At 67.3% G+C, this 19,674-nt stretch carries 18 protein-coding genes and 1 tRNA gene; 11 read left to right on the top strand and 8 right to left on the bottom strand.

What is annotated here, in order from left to right; all coding sequences use genetic code 11:
* Positions 1-82 precede the first annotated feature (82 nt).
* The 4 genes from E0L93_RS13185 (at position 83) to E0L93_RS13170 (ending at position 4,819) form a co-directional block, all read left to right on the top strand.
* Positions 83-1,465 carry a sugar transferase gene (locus E0L93_RS13185; RefSeq protein WP_132692548.1) on the top strand — a complete coding sequence of 461 codons (1,383 nt, stop codon included), beginning with the start codon at positions 83-85 and terminating at the stop codon, positions 1,463-1,465.
* 117 nt (positions 1,466-1,582) lie between these two features.
* Positions 1,583-2,956 carry a UDP-glucose dehydrogenase family protein gene (locus tag E0L93_RS13180; protein WP_132692547.1) on the top strand — a complete coding sequence of 458 codons (1,374 nt, stop codon included), beginning with the start codon at positions 1,583-1,585 and terminating at the stop codon, positions 2,954-2,956.
* Positions 2,949-3,905: a UDP-glucuronic acid decarboxylase family protein gene (locus E0L93_RS13175; protein ID WP_132692546.1), complete on the top strand. Its 957-nt coding sequence runs from the start codon at positions 2,949-2,951 to the stop codon at positions 3,903-3,905. Before E0L93_RS13180 ends, E0L93_RS13175 begins: the two co-directional genes overlap by 8 nt.
* Positions 3,902-4,819, top strand: coding sequence for an SDR family oxidoreductase (locus tag E0L93_RS13170; RefSeq protein ID WP_132692545.1), 918 nt, complete (start codon positions 3,902-3,904; stop codon positions 4,817-4,819). Before E0L93_RS13175 ends, E0L93_RS13170 begins: the two co-directional genes overlap by 4 nt.
* A gap of 27 nt (positions 4,820-4,846) precedes the next feature.
* Here E0L93_RS13170 and E0L93_RS13165 read toward each other — a convergent pair whose 3' ends face one another.
* Complete coding sequence (locus tag E0L93_RS13165; RefSeq protein WP_132692544.1) at positions 4,847-5,446, bottom strand: sulfite oxidase-like oxidoreductase; 600 nt, start codon at positions 5,444-5,446, stop codon at positions 4,847-4,849.
* Positions 5,443-6,066 (bottom strand): L-2-amino-thiazoline-4-carboxylic acid hydrolase, encoded by a 624-nt coding sequence (locus E0L93_RS13160; protein ID WP_132692543.1) that lies wholly within the window; start codon positions 6,064-6,066, stop codon positions 5,443-5,445. The genes E0L93_RS13165 and E0L93_RS13160 overlap by 4 nt, the downstream gene beginning before the upstream one ends.
* An 80-nt stretch (positions 6,067-6,146) precedes the next feature.
* Here E0L93_RS13160 and E0L93_RS13155 point away from each other — a divergent pair, with 80 nt between their 5' ends.
* A complete protein-coding gene (locus E0L93_RS13155) occupies positions 6,147-6,434 on the top strand; it encodes a hypothetical protein (RefSeq protein WP_132692542.1) in 288 nt (95 codons plus the stop codon).
* On the opposite strand, the gene E0L93_RS13150 is transcribed toward E0L93_RS13155, so the two are convergent.
* On the bottom strand, positions 6,431-7,723 hold the full coding sequence (locus E0L93_RS13150) for a glucose-6-phosphate isomerase (RefSeq protein ID WP_132692541.1): 1,293 nt from the start codon (positions 7,721-7,723) through the stop codon (positions 6,431-6,433). The genes E0L93_RS13155 and E0L93_RS13150 overlap by 4 nt on opposite strands.
* A 62-nt stretch (positions 7,724-7,785) precedes the next feature.
* On the bottom strand, positions 7,786-8,679 hold the full coding sequence (locus tag E0L93_RS13145; RefSeq protein WP_132692540.1) for a sigma-70 family RNA polymerase sigma factor: 894 nt from the start codon (positions 8,677-8,679) through the stop codon (positions 7,786-7,788).
* 175 nt (positions 8,680-8,854) lie between these two features.
* On the opposite strand from E0L93_RS13145, the gene nth reads away from it, so the two are divergent.
* The 3 genes from nth to E0L93_RS15915 all read left to right on the top strand — a co-directional run bounded on the left by nth (position 8,855) and on the right by E0L93_RS15915 (position 9,772).
* Positions 8,855-9,481: an endonuclease III gene (nth, locus tag E0L93_RS13140; RefSeq protein WP_207890496.1), complete on the top strand. Its 627-nt coding sequence runs from the start codon at positions 8,855-8,857 to the stop codon at positions 9,479-9,481.
* Between the two features lie 17 nt (positions 9,482-9,498).
* Positions 9,499-9,630, top strand: coding sequence for a hypothetical protein (locus E0L93_RS16490; protein WP_279387504.1), 132 nt, complete (start codon positions 9,499-9,501; stop codon positions 9,628-9,630).
* A 53-nt stretch (positions 9,631-9,683) separates the two neighbouring features.
* Positions 9,684-9,772 (top strand) — tRNA-Ser (locus E0L93_RS15915).
* A 4-nt stretch (positions 9,773-9,776) separates the two neighbouring features.
* On the opposite strand, the gene E0L93_RS13135 is transcribed toward E0L93_RS15915, so the two are convergent.
* The gene (locus tag E0L93_RS13135; protein WP_132692538.1) at positions 9,777-11,336 is read right to left on the bottom strand and encodes an SLC13 family permease; all 1,560 of its coding nucleotides are present in this window, start codon (positions 11,334-11,336) and stop codon (positions 9,777-9,779) included.
* Positions 11,337-11,527: 191 nt separating this feature from the next.
* Between E0L93_RS13135 and E0L93_RS13130 the strand changes: the two genes are divergently transcribed.
* From E0L93_RS13130 to accC, 3 genes are read left to right on the top strand one after another with little or no spacing between them, the layout of a single operon-like run.
* Positions 11,528-12,898: an APC family permease gene (locus tag E0L93_RS13130; RefSeq protein WP_132692537.1), complete on the top strand. Its 1,371-nt coding sequence runs from the start codon at positions 11,528-11,530 to the stop codon at positions 12,896-12,898.
* 16 nt (positions 12,899-12,914) lie between these two features.
* Complete coding sequence (gabT, locus tag E0L93_RS16170; RefSeq protein WP_207890495.1) at positions 12,915-14,234, top strand: 4-aminobutyrate--2-oxoglutarate transaminase; 1,320 nt, start codon at positions 12,915-12,917, stop codon at positions 14,232-14,234.
* Between the two features lie 9 nt (positions 14,235-14,243).
* A complete protein-coding gene (gene accC / locus E0L93_RS16165; protein ID WP_207890494.1) occupies positions 14,244-15,587 on the top strand; it encodes an acetyl-CoA carboxylase biotin carboxylase subunit in 1,344 nt (447 codons plus the stop codon).
* Here the strand turns inward: accC and E0L93_RS13120 are convergent.
* The 3 genes from E0L93_RS13120 to E0L93_RS13110 form a co-directional block, all read right to left on the bottom strand.
* Positions 15,570-16,391 (bottom strand): aminotransferase class IV, encoded by an 822-nt coding sequence (locus E0L93_RS13120; RefSeq protein ID WP_132692536.1) that lies wholly within the window; start codon positions 16,389-16,391, stop codon positions 15,570-15,572. The two genes, accC and E0L93_RS13120, sit on opposite strands and share 18 nt — an antisense overlap.
* The gene (gene pabB / locus E0L93_RS13115; protein ID WP_132692535.1) at positions 16,381-17,733 is read right to left on the bottom strand and encodes an aminodeoxychorismate synthase component I; all 1,353 of its coding nucleotides are present in this window, start codon (positions 17,731-17,733) and stop codon (positions 16,381-16,383) included. The genes E0L93_RS13120 and pabB overlap by 11 nt, the downstream gene beginning before the upstream one ends.
* Before the next feature lie 152 nt (positions 17,734-17,885).
* A partial coding sequence (locus tag E0L93_RS13110; protein WP_132692556.1) for a xanthine dehydrogenase family protein molybdopterin-binding subunit occupies positions 17,886-19,674 on the bottom strand: 1,789 nt, incomplete at its 5' end.

Genomic DNA, 19,674 nt, shown 5'->3' with positions numbered 1-19,674 from the left:
ATAACCGCATCGCCGGGCGCGTGTGCCGCTCCGGGTTGTCCTCTGTATACTTTCGCGGAAGAAGCGGTTTGGAGCGGGAATCTTGAGAGCCTTCATAAAGCGTCTTCTGAGCCTCTACCCGGTGAGGCGGCCATTGAGCATCCTGGCTCTGATGGCCATAGACGCAGTCGCGCTGCTGGCGGGGCTCCTGATCGCCGGGTATCTGGTGGCGGGCGAGAACCGGGTGTCGGAGATCTTCTATCTGGCCCCCGTGCTGCTGACCGTCTGGCTCTCCCTCTTCGCCGCCAACGGGCTCTACGACCGGGCCCCCGAGCGCCGGAACCCGGGCGCGCTGCTGGCCGCCATCCTGCTGGGCGCGGGGCTCTTTGCCTTCGGGTCTGTAATCTATCCGGAGACACAGTTCGTGCTCGGGGAGATACTGGTCGCCGCGGCCCTCGCCCTGCTGTTGGACGGCGGGCTGCGGCTCTTGTACGAGCAAGGGATAGAGTTCATCTACCGCCGGGGCTTCGGTCTCATCACGACCGTGGTGGTGGGCGACGAGGAGTCCCGCCGGAAGGTGCGCCGCATAATCGAGCAGCAGCCGAGTGCGTATTCCGTGGTGGGGGAGCTTGGCATGTCGGGGGACCGCGTGGATCTGGGCCTCCTGCGCAGGATCCTGGACCGGACCGGAGCCCGCAACGTGGTGCTGGCCGGGGCCGAGCGGCTGCCGGACGAGGAGTTCCTCTCCCTGTTGCACTCGATGCGCTTGCGCGGGGTGCGGGTGCGCGTCGTGCCCGGGACCATCACCCTGATGAGCGGCCGCTCGATCCTCTCCCAGCGGGTCGGGATGCCCCTGATGGAGGTCGGATACCCGCAGCTGGACAACAACCAGCGGCTCATGAAGCGGGTCCTGGACATCGCGGGGGCCGCCGGGGGGCTGGTGGTGCTCTCGCCGCTGCTGCTGGCGGTCGCCGTTCTCATCAAGCTCACCTCCCCGGGTCCGGTCTTCTTCAAACAGAAGCGGGTCGGGGCGGACGAGACGGTCTTCCTCTGCTACAAGTTCCGCTCGATGTACCAGGATGCCGAGCGACGCCAGGCCGAGCTGGAGGCCGAGAACGAGGCGGACGGCGCGATCTTCAAGATCAGGAAGGACCCCCGGGTGACGCCCGTGGGACGCTTCATCCGGCGCTGGAGCATAGACGAGCTGCCGCAGCTCATAAACGTGCTCAAGGGCGAGATGAGCCTGGTGGGGCCGCGCCCGCTTCCGCTGCGGGACTACGAACGGATGGACGAGCACCACAAGCAGCGGCTCTCGGCCGTGCCCGGGATAACCGGCTACTGGCAGATCAGCGGCCGCAGCGACCTCTCGTTCGAGGAGATGGTGCGGCTGGATCTCTACTACATCAAGAACTGGTCGCTCTCGCTGGATCTCAAGATCATACTCAAGACGCTTAAGGTCGTAGTGACCCATGAAGGCGCCTATTAATCCCCTTTGAGAGGGTCTTTCTGGTAGGCTACCCGTCTGAGTGAGATGCGCGGGGTGCTCTTGTGGCCCGAAACGGTGTAAATTCCTGTACGCGGAGAGCAGAGACGAGGAGAGGTTTTGGCTGAGAGGTTTGACGTAGGAGTTGTGGGCGCCGGTTACGTGGGGCTGGTAACCGGCGCGTGCATGGCCCACATAGGGCATACGGTGACCTGCGTGGACAAGAACGAAGGGCGCATCGAGAACCTCAAGCGCGGCAAGCTTCCCATCTACGAACCGCAGCTGGGGGAGATGATCGCCCGCAACCGCAAGCGCATCCGATTCAGCACCGAGCTGCACCCTCTGGTGCGCGAGGCGGACATAGTCTTCATCGCCGTGGACACCCCGCCCGGAGACGACGGAGCGGCCGACCTCTCCAACGTGGCGGCGGTCGCCCGGGGCATCGGACGCTCGCTCTCGGAGGTGGAACGGGAGCGGCCGCTCATAGTGGTGAACAAGAGCACGGTGCCGGTGGGATCAGGGGACTACGTCTCGATGCTGATCCAGGAGGGGGCCGAGGAGGGACCGAACGGAGAGGTGAGCTACCGGGTGGTCTCAAACCCGGAGTTTCTCCGGGAGGGGAGCGCGGTATACGACTCTCTGTTCCCGGACCGTATCGTGCTGGGGGCCGAGGACCGGGAGGCGCTGCACACCATGCGCGAGCTCTACCGGCCGATCATCGAACAGTCTTTTGCTACGGAACTGGATCCCCGGCCCACGGTGGCGGTGCCGTTCGTGACGACCGATCTGGCCAGCGCGGAGATGATCAAGTACGCCGCCAACGCGTTTCTGGCGACCAAGATCAGCTTCGCCAACGAGATAGCCAACATCTGCGAGCGGGTGGGGGCGGACGTCAAGAGCGTTACGGCCGGTATCGGGCTCGACCACCGCATCGGGCCGCGCTTCCTGGATGCCGGGATCGGTTGGGGGGGCTCTTGCTTCCCCAAGGACGTCAGGGCGCTCATGGCCACCGCGCGCGAGCACGAATACGAGCCGGCCATCCTCGCCGCTGCCGTCTCGGTGAACGAGCGCCAGCGGCGGCTGGTCATCACGAAGCTGCAGCGGGATCTGCACACCCTGAAGGGCAAGCGCGTGGCGCTTCTGGGCCTCTCCTTCAAGCCCAACACCGACGACCTCAGAGAGGCTCCCAGCCTCTCCATAGCCCGAATCCTGGAGAGCCGGGGGGCGCGGGTCGTCGGCTACGACCCGGTCGCCGGCAAGCGGGCCGCCGCTCTCATGCCGGAGATGAAGGTGGTCTTCGACCCATACGAGGCGCTGAAGGGGGCGAACGCGGCGGTGCTGGTCACGGAGTGGGAGGAGCTCAGGAACCTGGATCTGGAGCGGGCCGCTACTCTCATGGCCCGCCCCCGGCTTCTGGTAGACGGGCGCAACGCGATAGAGCCGGCCGCCGCGCGGGCTGCGGGTCTCATATACCAGGGATTCGGGCGTGAGTGAGAAGCCCCGGGCGCTGGTTACGGGCGGCGCCGGGTTTATCGGCAGCCACCTGTGCGCGCGCCTGCTCGCGGAGGGGTACCGGGTCGTCTGCATGGACAACCTCAGGACCGGATCGCTGCGGAACATAGCCCGCCTGAAGAATGACCCCGACTTCGAGTACGTCGACCACGACGTGACGACCTACATCCACCTGCCGGGCGGGCTGGACGAGATCTATCACTTAGCCTCTCCGGCCAGCCCGGCGGACTTCGAGCGCATCCCGATCCCGATCCTGAAGGTCGGGGCCATCGGGACGTACAACGCGCTCGGCCTCGCCCGGGCCCGGGGGGCGCGCCTGATGCTCGCCTCCACCTCCGAGGTGTACGGCGACCCGCTGGTGCATCCGCAGCCGGAGACCTATTGGGGCAACGTGAACCCCATCGGCGTCCGGGGCGTCTACGACGAGGCCAAGCGCTACGCCGAGTCCATCACGATGGCCTACCATCGCCACCACGGGGTGGATACGAGGATCGTTCGCATCTTCAACTCGTACGGACCCTACATGCGGCTGGACGACGGGCGCATGATACCGAACTTCATAACCCAGGCGCTGCGCGGCGAGCCGCTGACCATCTACGGCGACGGCTCCCAGACGCGCAGCGTGCAGTACGTGGACGACCTGATCGAGGGCATGATCCGCCTGATGCGGAGCGATGAGACCCGGCCGGTCAATATCGGAAATCCCGTCGAGTACTCGGTGAAGGAGGTCGCGGAACTCATCCTGCGCCTCTCCGGGAGCGGGAGCGAGCTGGTCTACAGGCCCCTTCCGGAGGACGACCCCAGACAGCGCTGTCCAGACATAACCCGCGCTCGCGAAGTTTTGGGCTGGGAGCCGCGGGTCTCCGCCGAAGAGGGGCTCAAGGCCACCATAGAGTGGTTCGCACGGGAGACGGGAGGTTCTGTTAGATGAGGGTCCTTCTTACCGGGGGAGCCGGGTTCATAGGCTCGCACGTCGCGGAGCGGCTTCTGGAGCGCGGCCATGAGGTGGCCGTGGTGGACGACCTCTCCAGCGGCAGGCTGGAGAATCTGCCCGAGGGGGTGCTGTTCCACGAGCTGGACGTCCGCGGCGGCTGCGGCAGAGTGTTCGAGGAGTTCCGGCCCGAGGCCGTCTCCCACCAGGCGGCTCAGATGGACGTCCGGCGCTCCGTCAGGGAACCGGATTTCGACGCGGAGGTGAATATCCTCGGGACGATCCGGCTGCTGGAGAACTGCGTGCGCTACGGCGTGCGGAGGTTCGTCTTCGCCTCGACCGGGGGTGCGATCTACGGCGAGCAAGAGCGCTTCCCCGCCACCGAGGAGCACCCGCAGTACCCGCTCTCGCCCTACGGGGTCTCCAAGCTGGCCGGGGAACGCTATCTGCACTACTACGAGGCGCAGTACGGCCTGCCTTACGTGGTGCTGCGCTACTCCAACGTCTACGGTCCGCGGCAGGATCCGCACGGCGAGGCAGGGGTGGTGGCCATCTTCTCCGGTAATCTGGCCGCCGGACGCACCTCGACCATCAACGGGACCGGGGAGCAGACCCGCGACTACGTCTACGTTGGAGATGTGGCCCGGGCGAACCTGCTCGCGCTGGAGAGCGGCGCGCCTTCGGGCGTCTACAATATCGGGACCGGGGTCGAGACCAGCGTGAACGAGCTCTATGAGAAGCTGCGCCGGCTCTCCGGCCGGGACCTGCCGCCGGAGCACGGTCCCGCCAAGCCCGGCGAGCAGCTGCGCAGCTGCGTTAGCTACGGGAAGGCCGAGCGGCTTCTGAACTGGCGGCCGGAGGTAGAGCTGGACTCGGGGCTTGAGGAGACCCTGAGGTTCTTCGGAGCGATATAGCGGCGGCCTCAGGCCGTGCCCGAAGTCCTACTCGTCGAAGACGTAGCGCTGCTCCCGCCACGGGTCGCCGTAGTTGTGGTAGCCGTTCTCCTCCCAGAAGCCGGGCCGGTCCTCCTCAAGCAGCTCTATGCCCCGGATCCACTTCGCGCTCTTCCAGGCGTAGAGCCGGGGGACTACCAGCCTCAAGGGCCAGCCGTGATCCGGAGTGAGGGGCTCTCCGTTGTGGTGCGTAGCGAAGAGCGCATCCTCTTCGTAGAGCTCTTCGACGGGGAGGTTGGTGGTGTATCCGCCGTCGCAGAAGGCGGAGAGGTAACGGGCTTCGGGCTTCGGCCGGGCGAGCTTTAGAAGGTGCTTCGCCTGCACTCCGCTCCACACGTTGTCCAGCTTGCTCCAGGAGGTGACGCAGTGCATGTCCGCCTTCACCTCCACCTTAGGTAGCTCGTTCCACTCCTCCCAGCTGAAGCGCAGCGGGTTCTCCACCAGCCCGGTCACCCGGAAGTCCCAGCTCTTCAGGTCCACCTTCGGGGTGGTGCCGTAGGTGAGCACCGGCCACCGGTCTCCGACGAGGTACTGCCCCGGCGGGACCCGTTCCCTGCCCCTTGCGGTGTCTGCCTCGATCCTCTTCAATCTCTTCCTCCAACTCGGCCGGTCGGCTTCCGGCCTATCCGCACGGGCTGAGGACCGCCGTTGTCGCCGAGCTCTGGGTCCTTGTAGGTATAGACGCCGCGGCAGGTGTGGCCACCGGTGGTCCGCTTCTCGGTGTAGGCGAGCTTCACGTTGGGGTTTATGGCCTTGACGAGGGCCTTCTCGTAGGTGGAGAAGGCTGCGCAGGGCTTAACGTCCCAGCCGGGCACGCCCTCGTGCCCCATGCCGCCGAACCACGGGCAGCGGTCCACGTTGACGGCGTACTCGCCGTCTTTGGTCTCGGTCAGCGTTATCTCGATGTCGAAGAAGCGGTTGGCGAGCATCACCACGTCCACGGCGTCTTTCATCGTCTTGACGCCGAGCTGCTCGCGCAGATCCCGCCCCTGCTTCTCCCCGATACGGCTCATGGCGAGCTGCGCTATCTTCTGTCCGTTGTATCCCAGATCGTCGGCGGCCCGGATCATCTCGTCCAGGATGACGCCCGTCCCGGAGGAGGCGGCCTTCCACTTGTACCAGGTCGGACCGGGCAGCCCCAGCTTCATCGCCAGCTTCGCGAGAAAGAGGGGCAGTTTCGGCAGACCGTAGACCTTCAACCACTTCATATCCCTAAGCAACCCTTCGGAGTCGCCTGCAAAGCACCGGACTCATTATACCCGGATTCGCTGCGGACCCGGCGCCCGCCGTGGTATCCTCCTCCTGCGAGAGGAGGCAGGTCCTGGAAGCGGTTCTACTGATCCTGGCCTTTACCGCGGGTGCCGGAGCGGGCGCCGTTGCGGCATATGCCGTCACGACGCTCGGGCGCGGGAGCCGGTTCGTCTCCGGGCCTCTGGCTCTGCTCTGTCTGGCTGCTCTGGTGCTTTCGGGCATCCCGGACGATGCGCCCGGCAACTTCGCCGAGGGGATGCTCATGGGCGGCTGCATCGTGGCGGGCTGGAGGTTCGTCTCGCCGCGGAGCTGGGAGAAGCGCTAGTAGCCGGGGCGGCCCATGCGTGAGTAGGTGATCCGCTTCCCGGCCTCCACGCCGGGCTGGTCGAACGGGTTGACCCCGTACAGCCCGCCGGCGATCGCGGTTTGGGCCTCCAGGGCGTAGATGAGGTAGCCTAAATGTGCCTCGTCCACCGTACCGAGCCGGATCGTGCAGTTGGGCCGGCCGGCCTCGGCGAGCGAGCGGCGCGTAGCGTCGCACTCAACGTTCAGGAGTTCGGCGACGGTGTGACCGCCCAGGTATCCCACGCCCTCCAGATCTTCGTAGGCGCGCGGGATCTCAAGGTCGTTCGGGTGGTTCTCCACCTCGATGAGCTCGATCACCTTGTCCTGTGGCCCCTCCATGTAGAGCTGGAGCTGGGAGTGCTGGTCCGTGGTGCCGACCGCACCGAGCGGCGTGGAGCCCTTGCCCTCCTTGCCCAGCGACTCGGCCCAGAGCTGCACGAACCAGGCCGCGAAGCGCTCCAGCGCATCTGCGTAGGGCATCATGACCCGGATATTGCGACCCCGGCTCGTGTCCATCAGGTAGTGCATGGCAGCTCCGAGCACGGCCGGGTGTTCGGCCCGCCGCTCGGCGATCTCGTTCGCACAGGAGGCCGCGCCGGAGAGGAGCGCCTCGGCGTCCAGCCCGGAGACCGCCGCGGGGAGCAGCCCGACCGGGGTGAGGACCGAGTAACGCCCGCCCACATCCTGCGGGATGGGCAGCGTGCGGATCTTCTCGCGCTCGGCTATCTCGCGCAGATAGCCGGAGTCCGGATCTGTAGTAAAGATCGTGCGCTCCCGGTACCCCGCCTCGCCCGAGGCCTCGACCAGCGCCCGGCGCAGCACCAGGAAATTAGCCATCGTCTCGGCGGTGGAGCCGCTCTTGGTGACGACGTTGATCCAGGTGCTCTCGAGTTCCACGAGGTCCAGGATGGCATGCAGGGTGTTCGGGTCCGGGTTCTCGGCGAAGTGCATCCGGGGACCGCCGCGCTCCGCAAGGGCGTTGTAGTAGGGGTGGTTTAGGGCGCGGTGCAGGGCCACGGGGCCGAGGGAGGAACCGCCGATCCCGACGTGCACGAAGTCCGTCGCGCCCGAGGTTCGGATCTCCTCCGCCAGAGCCTTCGAGGGGGTCAGGAGATCCCGGGTGTGGGGCAGGCGGGTGAAGCCTGGAGGGTCTTGCAGGTGTTCGTCGGTGGCGCGCTCCAGCCGGGGTCTCAGGTCGGAGAGCTCGCTCTCCCGGATGCCGCCTTCGACCTCGAGCAGGTTCGTGTAGTCGAAAGAAACCCGGACCATCTCTCTCCCTCCTGTCGCGACCGCCAGTAGGGAGACAGTTTATGAGTTTGGCGCTCCTCCGGCTAGGAGGAGCGCCGGACCTGCAGATAGTCCCGGAGCTTCATGCGGTTGGCCTCGATGCGCATCCGCTTGAGGGCGGAGCTCTGGATCTGCCGGGCCCGCTCCCGGGTTACGCCGATGGATCTCCCTATCTCCTCCAGCGTGGCGGTGCTCTTCCCGTTGAGCCCGTAGCGGCGCTCTACGACGTAGCGCTCACGCTCCGGCAGCTTCTCTACCAGCTCCCGGATGGTGCGGCTCATGGCGTCTTTCAGCACCCACTCCTCGGTGGAGACCTCACTCTCGTCTGCCAGCAGCTCGCAAAGCGTCCCCTCGTCGTCGTTGCCGACCGGAATGTCGCTGGAGACCACGGCCTTGCGCAGGGCCATCAGGGATTTGACCTCGCCCTCACTCTTGTCCAGGAAGGCCGCGATCTCGCGGGAGGTGGGCTCCCGTCCGGTGCGGACCTGCAGGAAGTTGCGGGCGTTCATCACGGCCCGCTCTCCCTCGGCGGCGTGGATGGGGATCCGGATCAGGCCCGACTTGTTCGCCAGCGCCCGCCCGATGGCCTGCTTAATCCACCAGGTCGCATACGTGGAGAACTTGGTGCCGAACTTCGAGTCGAAGGTCTGGGCGGCACGCATCAGCCCCAGGTTGCCCTCCTGAATGAGGTCGGAGAGCTCCAGCCCCCGCCCAGTGTACCCCTTGGCCACAGAGATCACCAGCCGCAGGTTGCAGCGTACCAGCTCCTCCCAGGCCCTCTGCTCGCCGCGGAAGATCTGTTCCGAGAGCTCGGCCTCCTCCCGGCGGGAGAGCAGCCGGTGTCTCCCGACCCGGGCGAGGTAGGTGCTCAGGGCGTCGGTCGCCGCCTCTTGTCCCTCTCGCTCCGGAACCTCCTGCGGACTTGGACTCTCTAACATGTCGCTCTCCCTATCCCCGAATCTTTGCCACGTGCTTACGATACCTCTCCCGGGAGATGAATTTAATGAGAAATTGTGCCTACATACCCTGGGCGTTTGTCCCGGACGCCCCCTGGGCCCTCCGGCCGTCTATACTGGTATGCCGCTGAAGAGAGGAGAGACGAAAGATACCGCTATGACCGCTCGAACGCAGGAGATCATATCCCGGCTGAAGCGAGAATACCCGGAGGCGAAGACGGAGCTGAACTGGTCCAGCCCGCTGGAACTGCTGGTGGCCACGATCCTCTCCGCCCAGTGCACCGACGTGCGGGTAAACCGGGTGACGGAGACGCTGTTCAGAAAGTACCGGAGCGCCGAGGACTACGCACAGGCCTCGCCGGGGGAGCTGGAGGAGGACATCCGGCCGACCGGCTTCTACCGGAATAAGGCGAAGGCGATCCGCGGGATGGCACAGGCTATACTCACGGAGCACGGAGGGGAGGTGCCCCGGAGCATGGAGGAGCTCGTCGCGCTGCCGGGCGTGGGACGCAAGACCGCCAACGTCGTGCTCGGCAACGCCTTCGGGGTGGATGAGGGGATAGTGGTGGACACTCACGTCCGCCGCGTCGCGCAGCGGCTGGGGCTTACCGGGCACAGCGATCCGGAGAAGATAGAGCGCGACCTCATGCAATCCGTTCCGAGGGAGGAGTGGACGGTCTTCTCGCACCTGCTCATCTTCCACGGCCGCCGGGTCTGCAAGGCACGCCGGCCGCTCTGCGAGGACTGTGTCCTGAACGACATCTGCCCGAGCTCACTCGTTTGAAGATGAGGAGGCAGACGGTGTTGTTGACCGCCCTGCTGGCCGTCGCGCTGGCGTCCATGACGGCCTTCTTCGGCGGTTACTACCTGGCCGGGTTCGTCGGCGTGCTGGTCTCGCTCGTGCTGTTTCTGATCCTCGTCGGGCGCGGCTGAGCCGCTTCTCCGCTGGACGGAGGTAGCCGCTCCGGATAAACTCTCTGACGTACGGAGAGGCGGGCATCGGCGTGCCAAGCGGTCTTGAAAACCGTCGGCGGCTGGAGACAGTCGCCTGAGGGTTCGAATCCCTCCCTCTCCGCTCTCTAAAGGCTCATCCCCAGCGCGAACGCGCCCAGCGTGTAGACCGTCAGGGTTATCAGGATGACGGCGAGGATGTTCAGCCACACCCCGGCGCGCACCATCTGTACTATCGTGACGTGACCGGAGCCGAACACGATGGCGTTCGGCGGGGTCGCCACCGGCATCATGAACGCGCAGGAGGCGGCCAGCGCGGCCGGGATCACGAGCAGCAGCGGATCGAGGTTGAGGCCTATGGCCGCCCCGGCCAGGATCGGCAGGAAGGTGGCGGCCGTGGCAGTGTTGCTGGTGAGCTCGGTGAGCAGCAGGATCGCCCCCGCCGAGATGACGACCAGCAGGAGCACCGGCAGCCCGCCCAGCCCCGCGACCTGGGTCCCGATCCACTCATCCACCCCCGTCTCCACAATGGCGGAGGCCAGGCTCAGCCCACCGCCGAAGAGGAGCAGCACTCCCCAGGGCAGCCCGCCGACGACCGTCCTCCAGTCAAGCGCGAAGACGCCGCCTCTCCAGTCCACCGGGATCGCGAAGAGGGCGACCGCGGCGATGATCGCGATCCCCGCGTCGCTCAGGCCGCCGATGAACGGTGCCGCCGAAACCAGCGCGTCCCAGCTCGCGAGCGGCTCGCGGAAGACCCAGGCGAAAGCCGTAAGCGCGAAGACGGTCAGCACCACCTTCTCGCCGCGGCTGACGGGTCCCATCTCGTCGAGCTGGCCCCGGATGAGCTCGCGGCCGCCGGAGATCTCATCTATCTCCGGCGGGTAGACGAAGCGGGTGAGCACGACCCACGTGATGCTCAGAAAGACCACAGACAACGGCAGCCCCACCAGCATCCACTGCCCGAAACCGATGGAGATGTCGTAGGTCTCCTCCAGGAAGCCGGCCATGAACAGATTGGGCGGCGTCCCGATGAGCGTCGAGAGCGAGCCGATGCTGGCCGCATAAGCTATGGCGAGCATGAGACAGGTCGCGAAGTTCGAGGCCCCCCGGCCGGTCAGCGCTTCCGCCTCTCCCGCTCCCCGGGCATTGAAAACGAGCGCCAGAACGCTCAGGCCGATGGGGAGCATCACGAGGGTCGTCGCCGTATTGCTGACCCACATGCTCAGAAAACCGGTCGCGATCATGAACCCCCCGATGAGCCGTACGGGGTTGGTGCCGACCGCAAGCACCGTGAGCAGCGCGATGCGCCGGTGCAGCCCCCAGCGCTGCATCGCGAGCGCGATCATAAACCCGCCCATGAAGAGGAAGATCACATCGCTCGCATACGGCGCCGTGGCCTCCGCGATCTCGACCGCCCCGAAAAGCGGCAAAAGCGCAATCGGCAAGAGCGCGGTCGCCGGCAACGGCAGCGCCTCCGTGATCCACCACACCGCCATGAGTATCCCCACCGAAACCACGGCCACACCCTCCGGCGTGAGCGCCTCCGGCCCCGTAGGTAGCGTGAAGTACGCCAGCACCGCCAGAACGGGCCCCAGAAAACGCCCCACCCAGGCCCGGACAGAGATCCGCTCCTTCTCTACCGCCTCCCCCCGCTCCGGAACGTCGGCGAGCTCCCGCTCCTCACTCATTAAACCCCCTCCTCGCGCCCGAATCGCCCTTCACGGGAAATTTACACAACCATCACGCCTCACGCATCTTTGTTTCAGTATCTTTACAGACTTACTGTAGCTATGTTATATAGTCGGGGGTGAGTTTCCGGTCGGGCGGCTTTGGTGATATTGTGGCGTCGGGCGGTGTTTTCTGCAGGGGGAGGGAACGGATGCGCGAGGAGGAGAGGTTCATCCGGGTTTTGGGTCGGCGGGATGTACTCCTGCTGGCGTTCGGGGCCATGATCGGTTTCGGCTGGGTGGTGCTGGCGGGGACCTGGCTACAGGAGGCGGGGAGTCTGGGGGCGATCCTGGCCTTCCTGCTCGGTGGGTTGCTGGTGGTCTTTGTGGGGCTTACGTACTCGGAGCTGGTTTCGGCCATGCCGAGGGCGGGCGGCGAGCACAACTACGCCTGGCGGGCCATTGGGCCGGTGGGGGCGTTCGTGGCCTCCTGGGCGATAGCTCTCGGGTACGTCTCTGTGTGTGCGTTTGAGGCCGTAGCGCTGCCGACGACGGTGGGGTATCTGCTGCCGGAATATGAGGCGGTCTACTTATGGACCGTGGCGGACTACGACGTGTATCTTTCCTGGGCTGCGGTCGGGGTCGTTGGGTCCGTTGCGATAGCGGCTCTCAACTACTTCGGCATCCGGCCGTCGGCGATCTTCCAGCTCATAGCCGTGCTCTTCCTGCTCGGGGTGGGGGTTCTGCTCATCTTCGGGACGTTCGTCGGGGGGAGTACGGAGAACTTCCGGCCGCTCTTTGCCGGCGGGGTGGCGGGGATCATCGCGGTCTTGATCATGACGCCGTTTCTGTTTGTGGGGTTCGACGTGATCCCGCAGTCCGCCGAGGAGATAGATCTGCCGTACCGGCTGATCGGGGCGCTGCTCGTGCTCTCGGTGGTTCTGGCGACGCTGTGGTACGTTCTGATCATCGTCGGGGTTGGGGCTGCGATGAGCCGGGCCGAGCTCGCGGAGACCGACCTGGCGACGGCGGACGCGATGGGGGCGCTCTTCGGGAGCCAGTTCTTCGCCAACCTGCTGGTGCTCGGGGGTGTGGCGGGCATCCTCACGAGCTGGAACGCGTTCATGATCGGGGGCAGCCGGATTCTGTACGCGATGGCTGAGTCCGGGATGCTGCCGCGCTGGTTGGGGAGGATACATCCGAGGTACCGGACGCCGTCGAACGCGATCTTGCTCATCGGGGCGCTCTCGGTGATCGCGCCGTTCTTTGGGCAGAGCGCGCTTGTATGGTTCGTGAACGCCGGGGGCCTGAACATCGTGGTTGCGTATCTGCTGGTGGCGATCTCGTTCCTGGTGCTGCGCCGCAACGAGCCTGAGATGCCGCGGCCGTTCCGGGCTGGCCGGGGGCCCGTTGTCGGGATAGTGGCCGTGCTGCTGAGCCTCGGGCTGGCCGTCCAGTATCTGCCGGGGATGCCGGCCGGGCTCGTCTGGCCGTACGAGTGGGTCATCGTGCTCCTGTGGTGGGCTGCGGGTATCGTCTTTATGTTCAGGATGGACGTGCCGGAGTACAGCCCGGAGCTGTAGAGGAAAGGAGAGGCTTATGCTGGGCTCGAAGAGGATAAAGACCGGGATTCCGGGGCCGAAGAGCCGGGAGTTGATGGAGCGCCGCCGGGCGGCGGTCTCCTCGGGCGTGGGGATCGCGGCCCCGATATTCGTGCGCGAGGCGAAGGGGGCGCTGCTGACCGATGTGGACGGCAACACCTTCATAGACTTCGCGGGCGGGATCGGAGTGATGAACGCCGGACACTCTGACCCGCGCGTCGTGGAAGCGATAAAAGAGCAGGCGGAGAGGTTCACGCACACCTGCTTCTACGTCGCCCACTACGAGCCCTACGTGGAGCTGGCCGAGAAGTTAAATGAGCTCGTCCCCGGCGACTTCGAGAAGCGCACGGCGTTCTTCAACTCCGGGGCGGAGGCGGTTGAAAACGCGGTCAAGATCGCGCGCTACCATACGAAGCGCAAGGCGATCCTCTGCTTCGAGAACGCCTTCCACGGGCGCACGCTGCTCACGATGACGCTCACGAGCAAGATCATGCCCTACAAGAAGGGCTTCGGGCCGTTCGCTCCGGAGGTCTACCGGGTTCCCGCGCCCTATCCCTACCGCTTCCCGGCCACGGTGGACGAGTACTTCGCCGATGTCGAGCGGGCGATGGTGGGGGTCGTGGACGCGGACGACCTGGCTGCTGTCATCGTGGAGCCGGTCTCGGGCGAGGGCGGCTTCATCCCCTTCCCGGAGGAGTATCTGCGGCGCCTGAGGGAGTTCTGCGACGAGGTGGGAGCGCTCTTGATCGCCGACGAGGTCCAGACCGGCTTCGGGCGCACCGGGAGAATGTTCGGCATCGAGCACTCCGGGGTCGTGCCGGACCTGGTGACCACCGCCAAGAGCCTCGCCGGGGGCATGCCGCTCTCTGCCGTTACGGGCCGGGCAGATATCATGGACAACATACACGCCGGGGGCCTCGGGACCACCTACGGCGGCAACCCGGTGGCCTGCGCCGCCGCGCTCGCGGTGCTGCGGGTGTTCGAGGAGGAGAACCTGCTGGAGCGCGCCGCCCGGATCGGCGAGCGCATCCAGGGCGCTCTGCGCGGCGTCCAGCGCAAGCACCCGGATTATGTCGGCGACGTGAGGGGGCTGGGGCCGATGGCGGCCATGGAGCTCGTCACCGATCCGGAGAGCAAGCAGCCGGACAAGGAGCGGACGGCCGGGGTCGTGGAGGCCGCGCTGCAGGAGGGGCTGCTGCTGCTGACGGCCGGGCAGTACACGAACGTGATCCGGACCCTCGCGCCGCTCGTCATCACCGACGAGGAGCTGGAGGAGGGGCTCGCGATCCTGGAGCGGGCCGTGGACTCGGTGGCGTAGGGGGCCCGCATGCCGAGCAAAGTGCTGGTGGCGAACCGGGGGGAGATCGCGCTCCGCGTCATCCGGGCCTGCCGGGAGCTGGAGATCCCCTCCGTGGCCGTCTGCTCGGACGCCGACGAGAGCGCGCTGCACGTCCGGCTCGCGGACGAGGCGGTGCATATCGGCTCCGCCCCGCCCGCCAGGAGCTACCTCAACTTCGAGGCCGTCTTCGAGGCCGCTAGAGAGACGGGGGCGGACGCCATCCACCCCGGCTATGGGTTTCTGGCCGAGAACGCGCGGTTCGCCGCCGCCTGCCGCGAGCAGGGGATAACCTTCGTCGGGCCCGCGCCGGAGGCCATAGAGAAGCTCGGGGACAAGGCGCTGGCCCGGAAGCTGGCACGGGAGGCCGGGGTGCCGGTCGTTCCCGGCACGGAGGGGACCGTGGGCGCGGCCGAGGCTTTCGAGGCGGCCGGAGAGATCGGCTACCCGCTCATGATCAAGGCCGCCGCCGGCGGTGGCGGGCAGGGTATCCGGGTGGTGCGCGGCGAAGATGAGCTCGAGGAGTCCGTGCGGGCTGCGATGCGGGACGCCCGCTCGGCGTTCGGGGAGGACGCCATCTACCTGGAGAAGTTCCTCGAGAACCCCCGCCACGTGGAGGTGCAGGTGCTGGCCGACACGCACGGCAACACCGTCCACCTCTACGAGCGCGAGTGCTCCGTGCAGCGCCGGCGGCAGAAGCTGCTGGAGGAGTCGCCTTCGCCCGCGCTCTCGCCCGAGATCCGGCAGGAGATGTGCCGGGCCGCCGTGCGTCTGGCGGAGGCCGCCGGTTACACCAACGCCGGGACGGTCGAGTTCCTGGTGGACGGCGATGCCTTCTACTTTATCGAGATGAACACCCGCATCCAGGTCGAGCACCCGGTGACGGAGATGATCACGGGCGTGGACCTGGTGAAAGAGCAGCTCCGGGTCGCCGCCGGGAAGGGGCTGGACTTCGGACAGGGGGAGATAGGTCTCTCTGGCTGCGCGATTGAGTTCCGCATCACGGCCGAGGACCCGGAGATGGGCTTCTACCCGTCGCCCGGGACCGTGGAGGCGCTGGAGGTGCCGGGCGGGCCGGGCGTGCGGGTGGACTCGGCGCTCTACGCCGGCTACGAGGTGCCGCCGTTCTACGACTCCATGGTCGGGAAGCTCATCGTCTGGGGTGCCGATCGGGAAGAGGCCGTTTTGCGCTCCCGCCGCGCCCTCTCCGAGTACCGCATAGAGGGGATCAAGACCACCATACCGCTGCACCTGCGGCTCCTGCGGGAAGAAGCCTTCCTCTCCGGCCGCTACCACACCGGATACCTGGAAGGGCTGCTAGAGAACGGCGGATAGCTCGCGGGAGATCGGGCCCGGCTCCCCGCTCCCGATAGGACGACCGTCTACCGCCACGAGGGGTGCGGCTCCGAGCAGGGCGCTGGTCAGGAAGGCTTCGCGGGCGTGCTCCAGCTCTTCCGGGCGCACCGGGCGTTCCTCTACGGCGAGGCCGAACTTTAGGACCGCGGCCCGGACGGTGCCGGGCAGCGCACCGGAGGGAAGGTCCGGCGTTACGAGCTTCTCTCCGAACACCAGGAAGATATTGGCCGCGCTGGCACAGGCGAGGTCTCCGCGGGTGTTGAGCAGCAGGGACTCGTCCGCTCCGGCGGCTTCCCGGCGGGCCAGCACGTTCTCGAGGTAGCTCAGGGACTTGACGTTCGCGAGCGGCGAGCGTTCGTTGCGGGGCATGCCGCTCGTGACGGCGGCCATCCCGCGCTCGTAGAAGCGGGCGGGGTAGCCGTCGAACGGGTCGGCGGTCACCACCAGGGTGGGGGAGGCCCCGGCGTCCGGGAGCAGCCCGCGGCGCTCGGGTACGCCGCGGCTTACCGTCAGGCGTGCGGCGGCCGAGGAGAGCCCGTTCGCCGCGAGGGTCGCCTCCAGAGCCCCGGCCAGCTCCTCGTCGCTCCACGGGATCGGCAGGCCGATCGTCTTCGCTCCTTCCCGCAGGCGGGAGAGGTGGCTTTTGAGGCGGAGGATCTCGCCGTCCCGGACGCGCAGCGTCTCGAAGAGGCCGTCGCCCAGCGAGAACCCCCGGTCCCGCGGGTCTATCCGGGCTCCGGCGGCTGCCAGCTCGCCGTTCGTCCAGACGAACCTACCGCTCATCTACACCGGTCCCGAGCGCGGCCAGGACGGCCCGGCCCTTCGCCAGCGTCTCCCGGTACTCGAGCTCCGGATCGGAGTCGGCGACGACCGCCCCGCCGACCTGGAGATGGAGGCGGTTCTCCTGGAGGACGAGGGTCCGGATCGCGATGGAGGTGTCCATCTCCCCGGTGAAGCTGATGTACCCCACGGAGCCGCAGTAGACCCCGCGCCGGACGGGCTCCAGCTCCTCTATGATCTCCATGGCCCGGATCTTGGGGCATCCGGTCACCGACCCCCCCGGGAAGCAGGCTCGCAGCAGGTCCACTGCGTCCAGCCCCGGCCGCAGCTCGCCCCGGACGGTGCTCACCAGGTGCCACACGCTCGCGTGCCGCTCCAGCCCGTACAGCTCCAAGACGCGTACCGAGCCGGTGCGGCAGACCTTGCCCAGGTCGTTCCTGAGCAGGTCTACGATCATGAGGTTCTCCGCCCGGTCTTTCTCGCTGCCGGACAGCTCCCGCGCGAGTCGCTCATCCTCCTCCGGGGTGGCCCCGCGGGGCCGGGTCCCCTTTATGGGCCGCGTCTCGACCGCGCTCCCGGCCAGCTTCAGGAACCGCTCCGGCGAGGCGCTGAGCACCTTCACCTCTCCGAAGTCCAGGTACGCGCCGTGCGTCACCGGCGAGACCTCCCGCAGCCGCTCGTAGAGCGCCCAGGATTCGCCGCTCCACTCTCCCTCCAGCCGGTGCGAGAGGTTGACCTGGTAGATGTCGCCGGCCCGGATGTACTCTTTCGCCCGCCGGACCAGCTCCGTGTAGCGTCCGCATCCGGTGTTCGAGCGCAGCGCGACCGGAGCACGACCGGGACCTCGCCCTCCGGGCTCGGCCTTAAGCAGCTCGCGGACCTCCGCCAGCCGGCGGCGGGCGGCTTCCTCCGTGCCGGCCGGCAGGCCGGTGGAGACCAGGCGGCTCTCGCCGGTGAGATGATCGGTGACCACCGTCCAGTCGTAGAAGCCTACGTTCATCTCCGGGGGTGAGCCCGCCTCCGGGTTGATGGCGGGTAGCGGCTCTACCACCCGCCCGAGGTCGTACCCGAAGTAACCGGCCGCGCCGCCCGCAAAGGGGGGGAGCATGCCGGACTGCGGCAGCCGGTAGCGCCTGAGCAGGATCTGGAGCAGCGCGAACGGATCGGCCTCCATCTCCCGCTCTTCGACGCCGGTAAGCCTGCAGCGCCGGCCGCGGCTCTCCAGCACCAGGAACGGGTCGGCGGTGAAGTACGAGTGCCGGCCAGGCCCCCGGGTGGAGCTGCTGTCCAGAAAGGCCGGGCGCGGCAGACGGCGGAGCCGCCGGGCGGCTTCCAGAGCGCTCACCGGTGAACGCTCTGCTACGGGAGAGACCTCTCCGTGCGTCTCGCTCGCCAGCTTCAGACCTGCCCGCCTCCGTTGCCGGGACTCAACGTATGCCGGCAGAGACTATAGCCGACCGGCGGCCCGCCGTAAACTGCCGCCGGGACGTGATGCCGCTAGCTCTGAGCCGAGTGGCCGGACGTCCGCTCTCCGGCCTCGCGGCCCCGGGCCTCCTGAATCGCCTGCCAGACCCGCATCGGCGTCGCCGGCATGTCTATGTGCCTGACGCCCAGGTGCGAGAGGGCGTCTATCACGGCGTTGATGACGGCCGGCGAGGAGCCGATGGTCCCGGACTCGCCGATTCCCTTCCAGCCCATCGGGTTGGTCGAGGAGGGGACCTCGGTCCGGTCGAGGATGAAGCTCGGGACGTCGGGCGCGCCGGGTATCAGGTAGTCCACCAGCGTGCCCGTGAGCAGGTTGCCGCTCTCGTCGTAGATGGCCTTTTCGTAGAGCGCCTGCGCGATGCCCTGCGTGATCCCGCCGTGCAGCTGGCCCTCCACGATTGCGGGATGCACCACCGGCCCGCAGTCGTCTACCGCCACGTACTTCGGGATGGTGACCTTGCCGGTCTCGGTGTCCACCTCGACCACGCAGATGTGCGTTCCGTACGGCCAGGTGAAGTTGGGCGGGTCGAAGACGTGGCTCTCGTGCAGTCCCGGCTCCATCCCCTCCGGCAGGTCGGCGGCGAGGGAGGCGGCGGTGGCGACCTCCTGGATCGTCACGCCCCGCTCCGGCGAGCCGGCGACGCTGAAGCGTCCGCCCGCGAACTCTATGTCGCCCTCGGCGGCCTCCAGCATATGCGCCGCTATCTTCTTCGCCTTCTCCACCACCTTCCCGCAGGCCAGGTGCACCGCCACCCCTCCGACCGCCAGGCTCCTTGAGCCGTAAGTGTCGCGTCCCAGAGGGGCTACGGCCGTATCGCCGTGCAGCACCTCCACGTCGTCGGGCGAGACGCCTAAAGAGTCGGCGGCGATCTGGGCCCACGCGGTCTCGTGCCCCTGCCCGTGCGGGGAGGTCCCGGTCACCACCTCTACCTTGCCCGAGGCGAGCATCCTCACCGTGGCTGCCTCCCAGCCGCCGCTCTGCAGCCGCACCCCGGCGGCTACCTTCGACGGCGAAAGCCCGCCGCTCTCGGTGAAGTTCCCGATCCCGATGCCGAGCTGCCGGACGCTCCCGCTCTCCCGGCGGCGGCGCTGCTCGGCGCGCAGCCCCTCGTAGTCTGCCAGCTCCAGCGCCTTGCGCATGCACGCTTCGTAGTCGCCGGAGTCGTACATCACGCCGGCCGGGTTGGCCGTGGGCCCGGTGAACGGCGGGATCAGGTTCCTCAACCGCAGCTCCGCCGGGTCCATCTCCAGCTCGCGCGCTAAAGCATCCATCGCCCGCTCGTGCGCGTAGGCGGCCTCGGAGCGCCCGGCCCCGCGGTAGGCGTCGGTGGGGGTGAGGTTCGTGAAGACCCCGACGCACTCGAAGGAGTAGGCGTCGAAGTTGTAGAGCCCCGGGTAAGTGAACGACCCGAAGATTGCTATCCCCGGCGTGAGCAGCTGCAGGTACGCGCCCATGTCCGCGACGAGCTTCACCTTCATGCCCAGGATCTTCCCCTCGGCGGTGGCGGCGAGCTCTATGTACTGCACCTGACCGCGGCCGTGGGTAGTCGCCAGGTGGTTCTCCGAGCGCTCCTCAACCCACTTCACGGGCCGATCCAGCCTGCGGGCGAGCGCCAGAGCCAGCGCCTCCTCGGCGTAGACGTTCAGCTTGGAGCCAAACCCCCCGCCCACATCCGGAGCCACAACCCGCAAGCGCTGCTCCGGGATACCGCACATGGCGGAGAGTATCTCCTTCACGAAGTGCGGTACCTGGGTCGAGGAGTACACGGTGAACCCGCCCCGCCGCTCGGGGCTTGCGACG

The sequence above is a fragment of the Rubrobacter taiwanensis genome (assembly GCF_004337705.1).
Taxonomy (GTDB): Bacteria; Actinomycetota; Rubrobacteria; order Rubrobacterales; family Rubrobacteraceae; genus Rubrobacter_C; species Rubrobacter_C taiwanensis.
The sequence above is the reverse complement of the archived record's forward strand: the minus strand, read 5'-3'. Positions and strand labels throughout refer to the sequence as shown.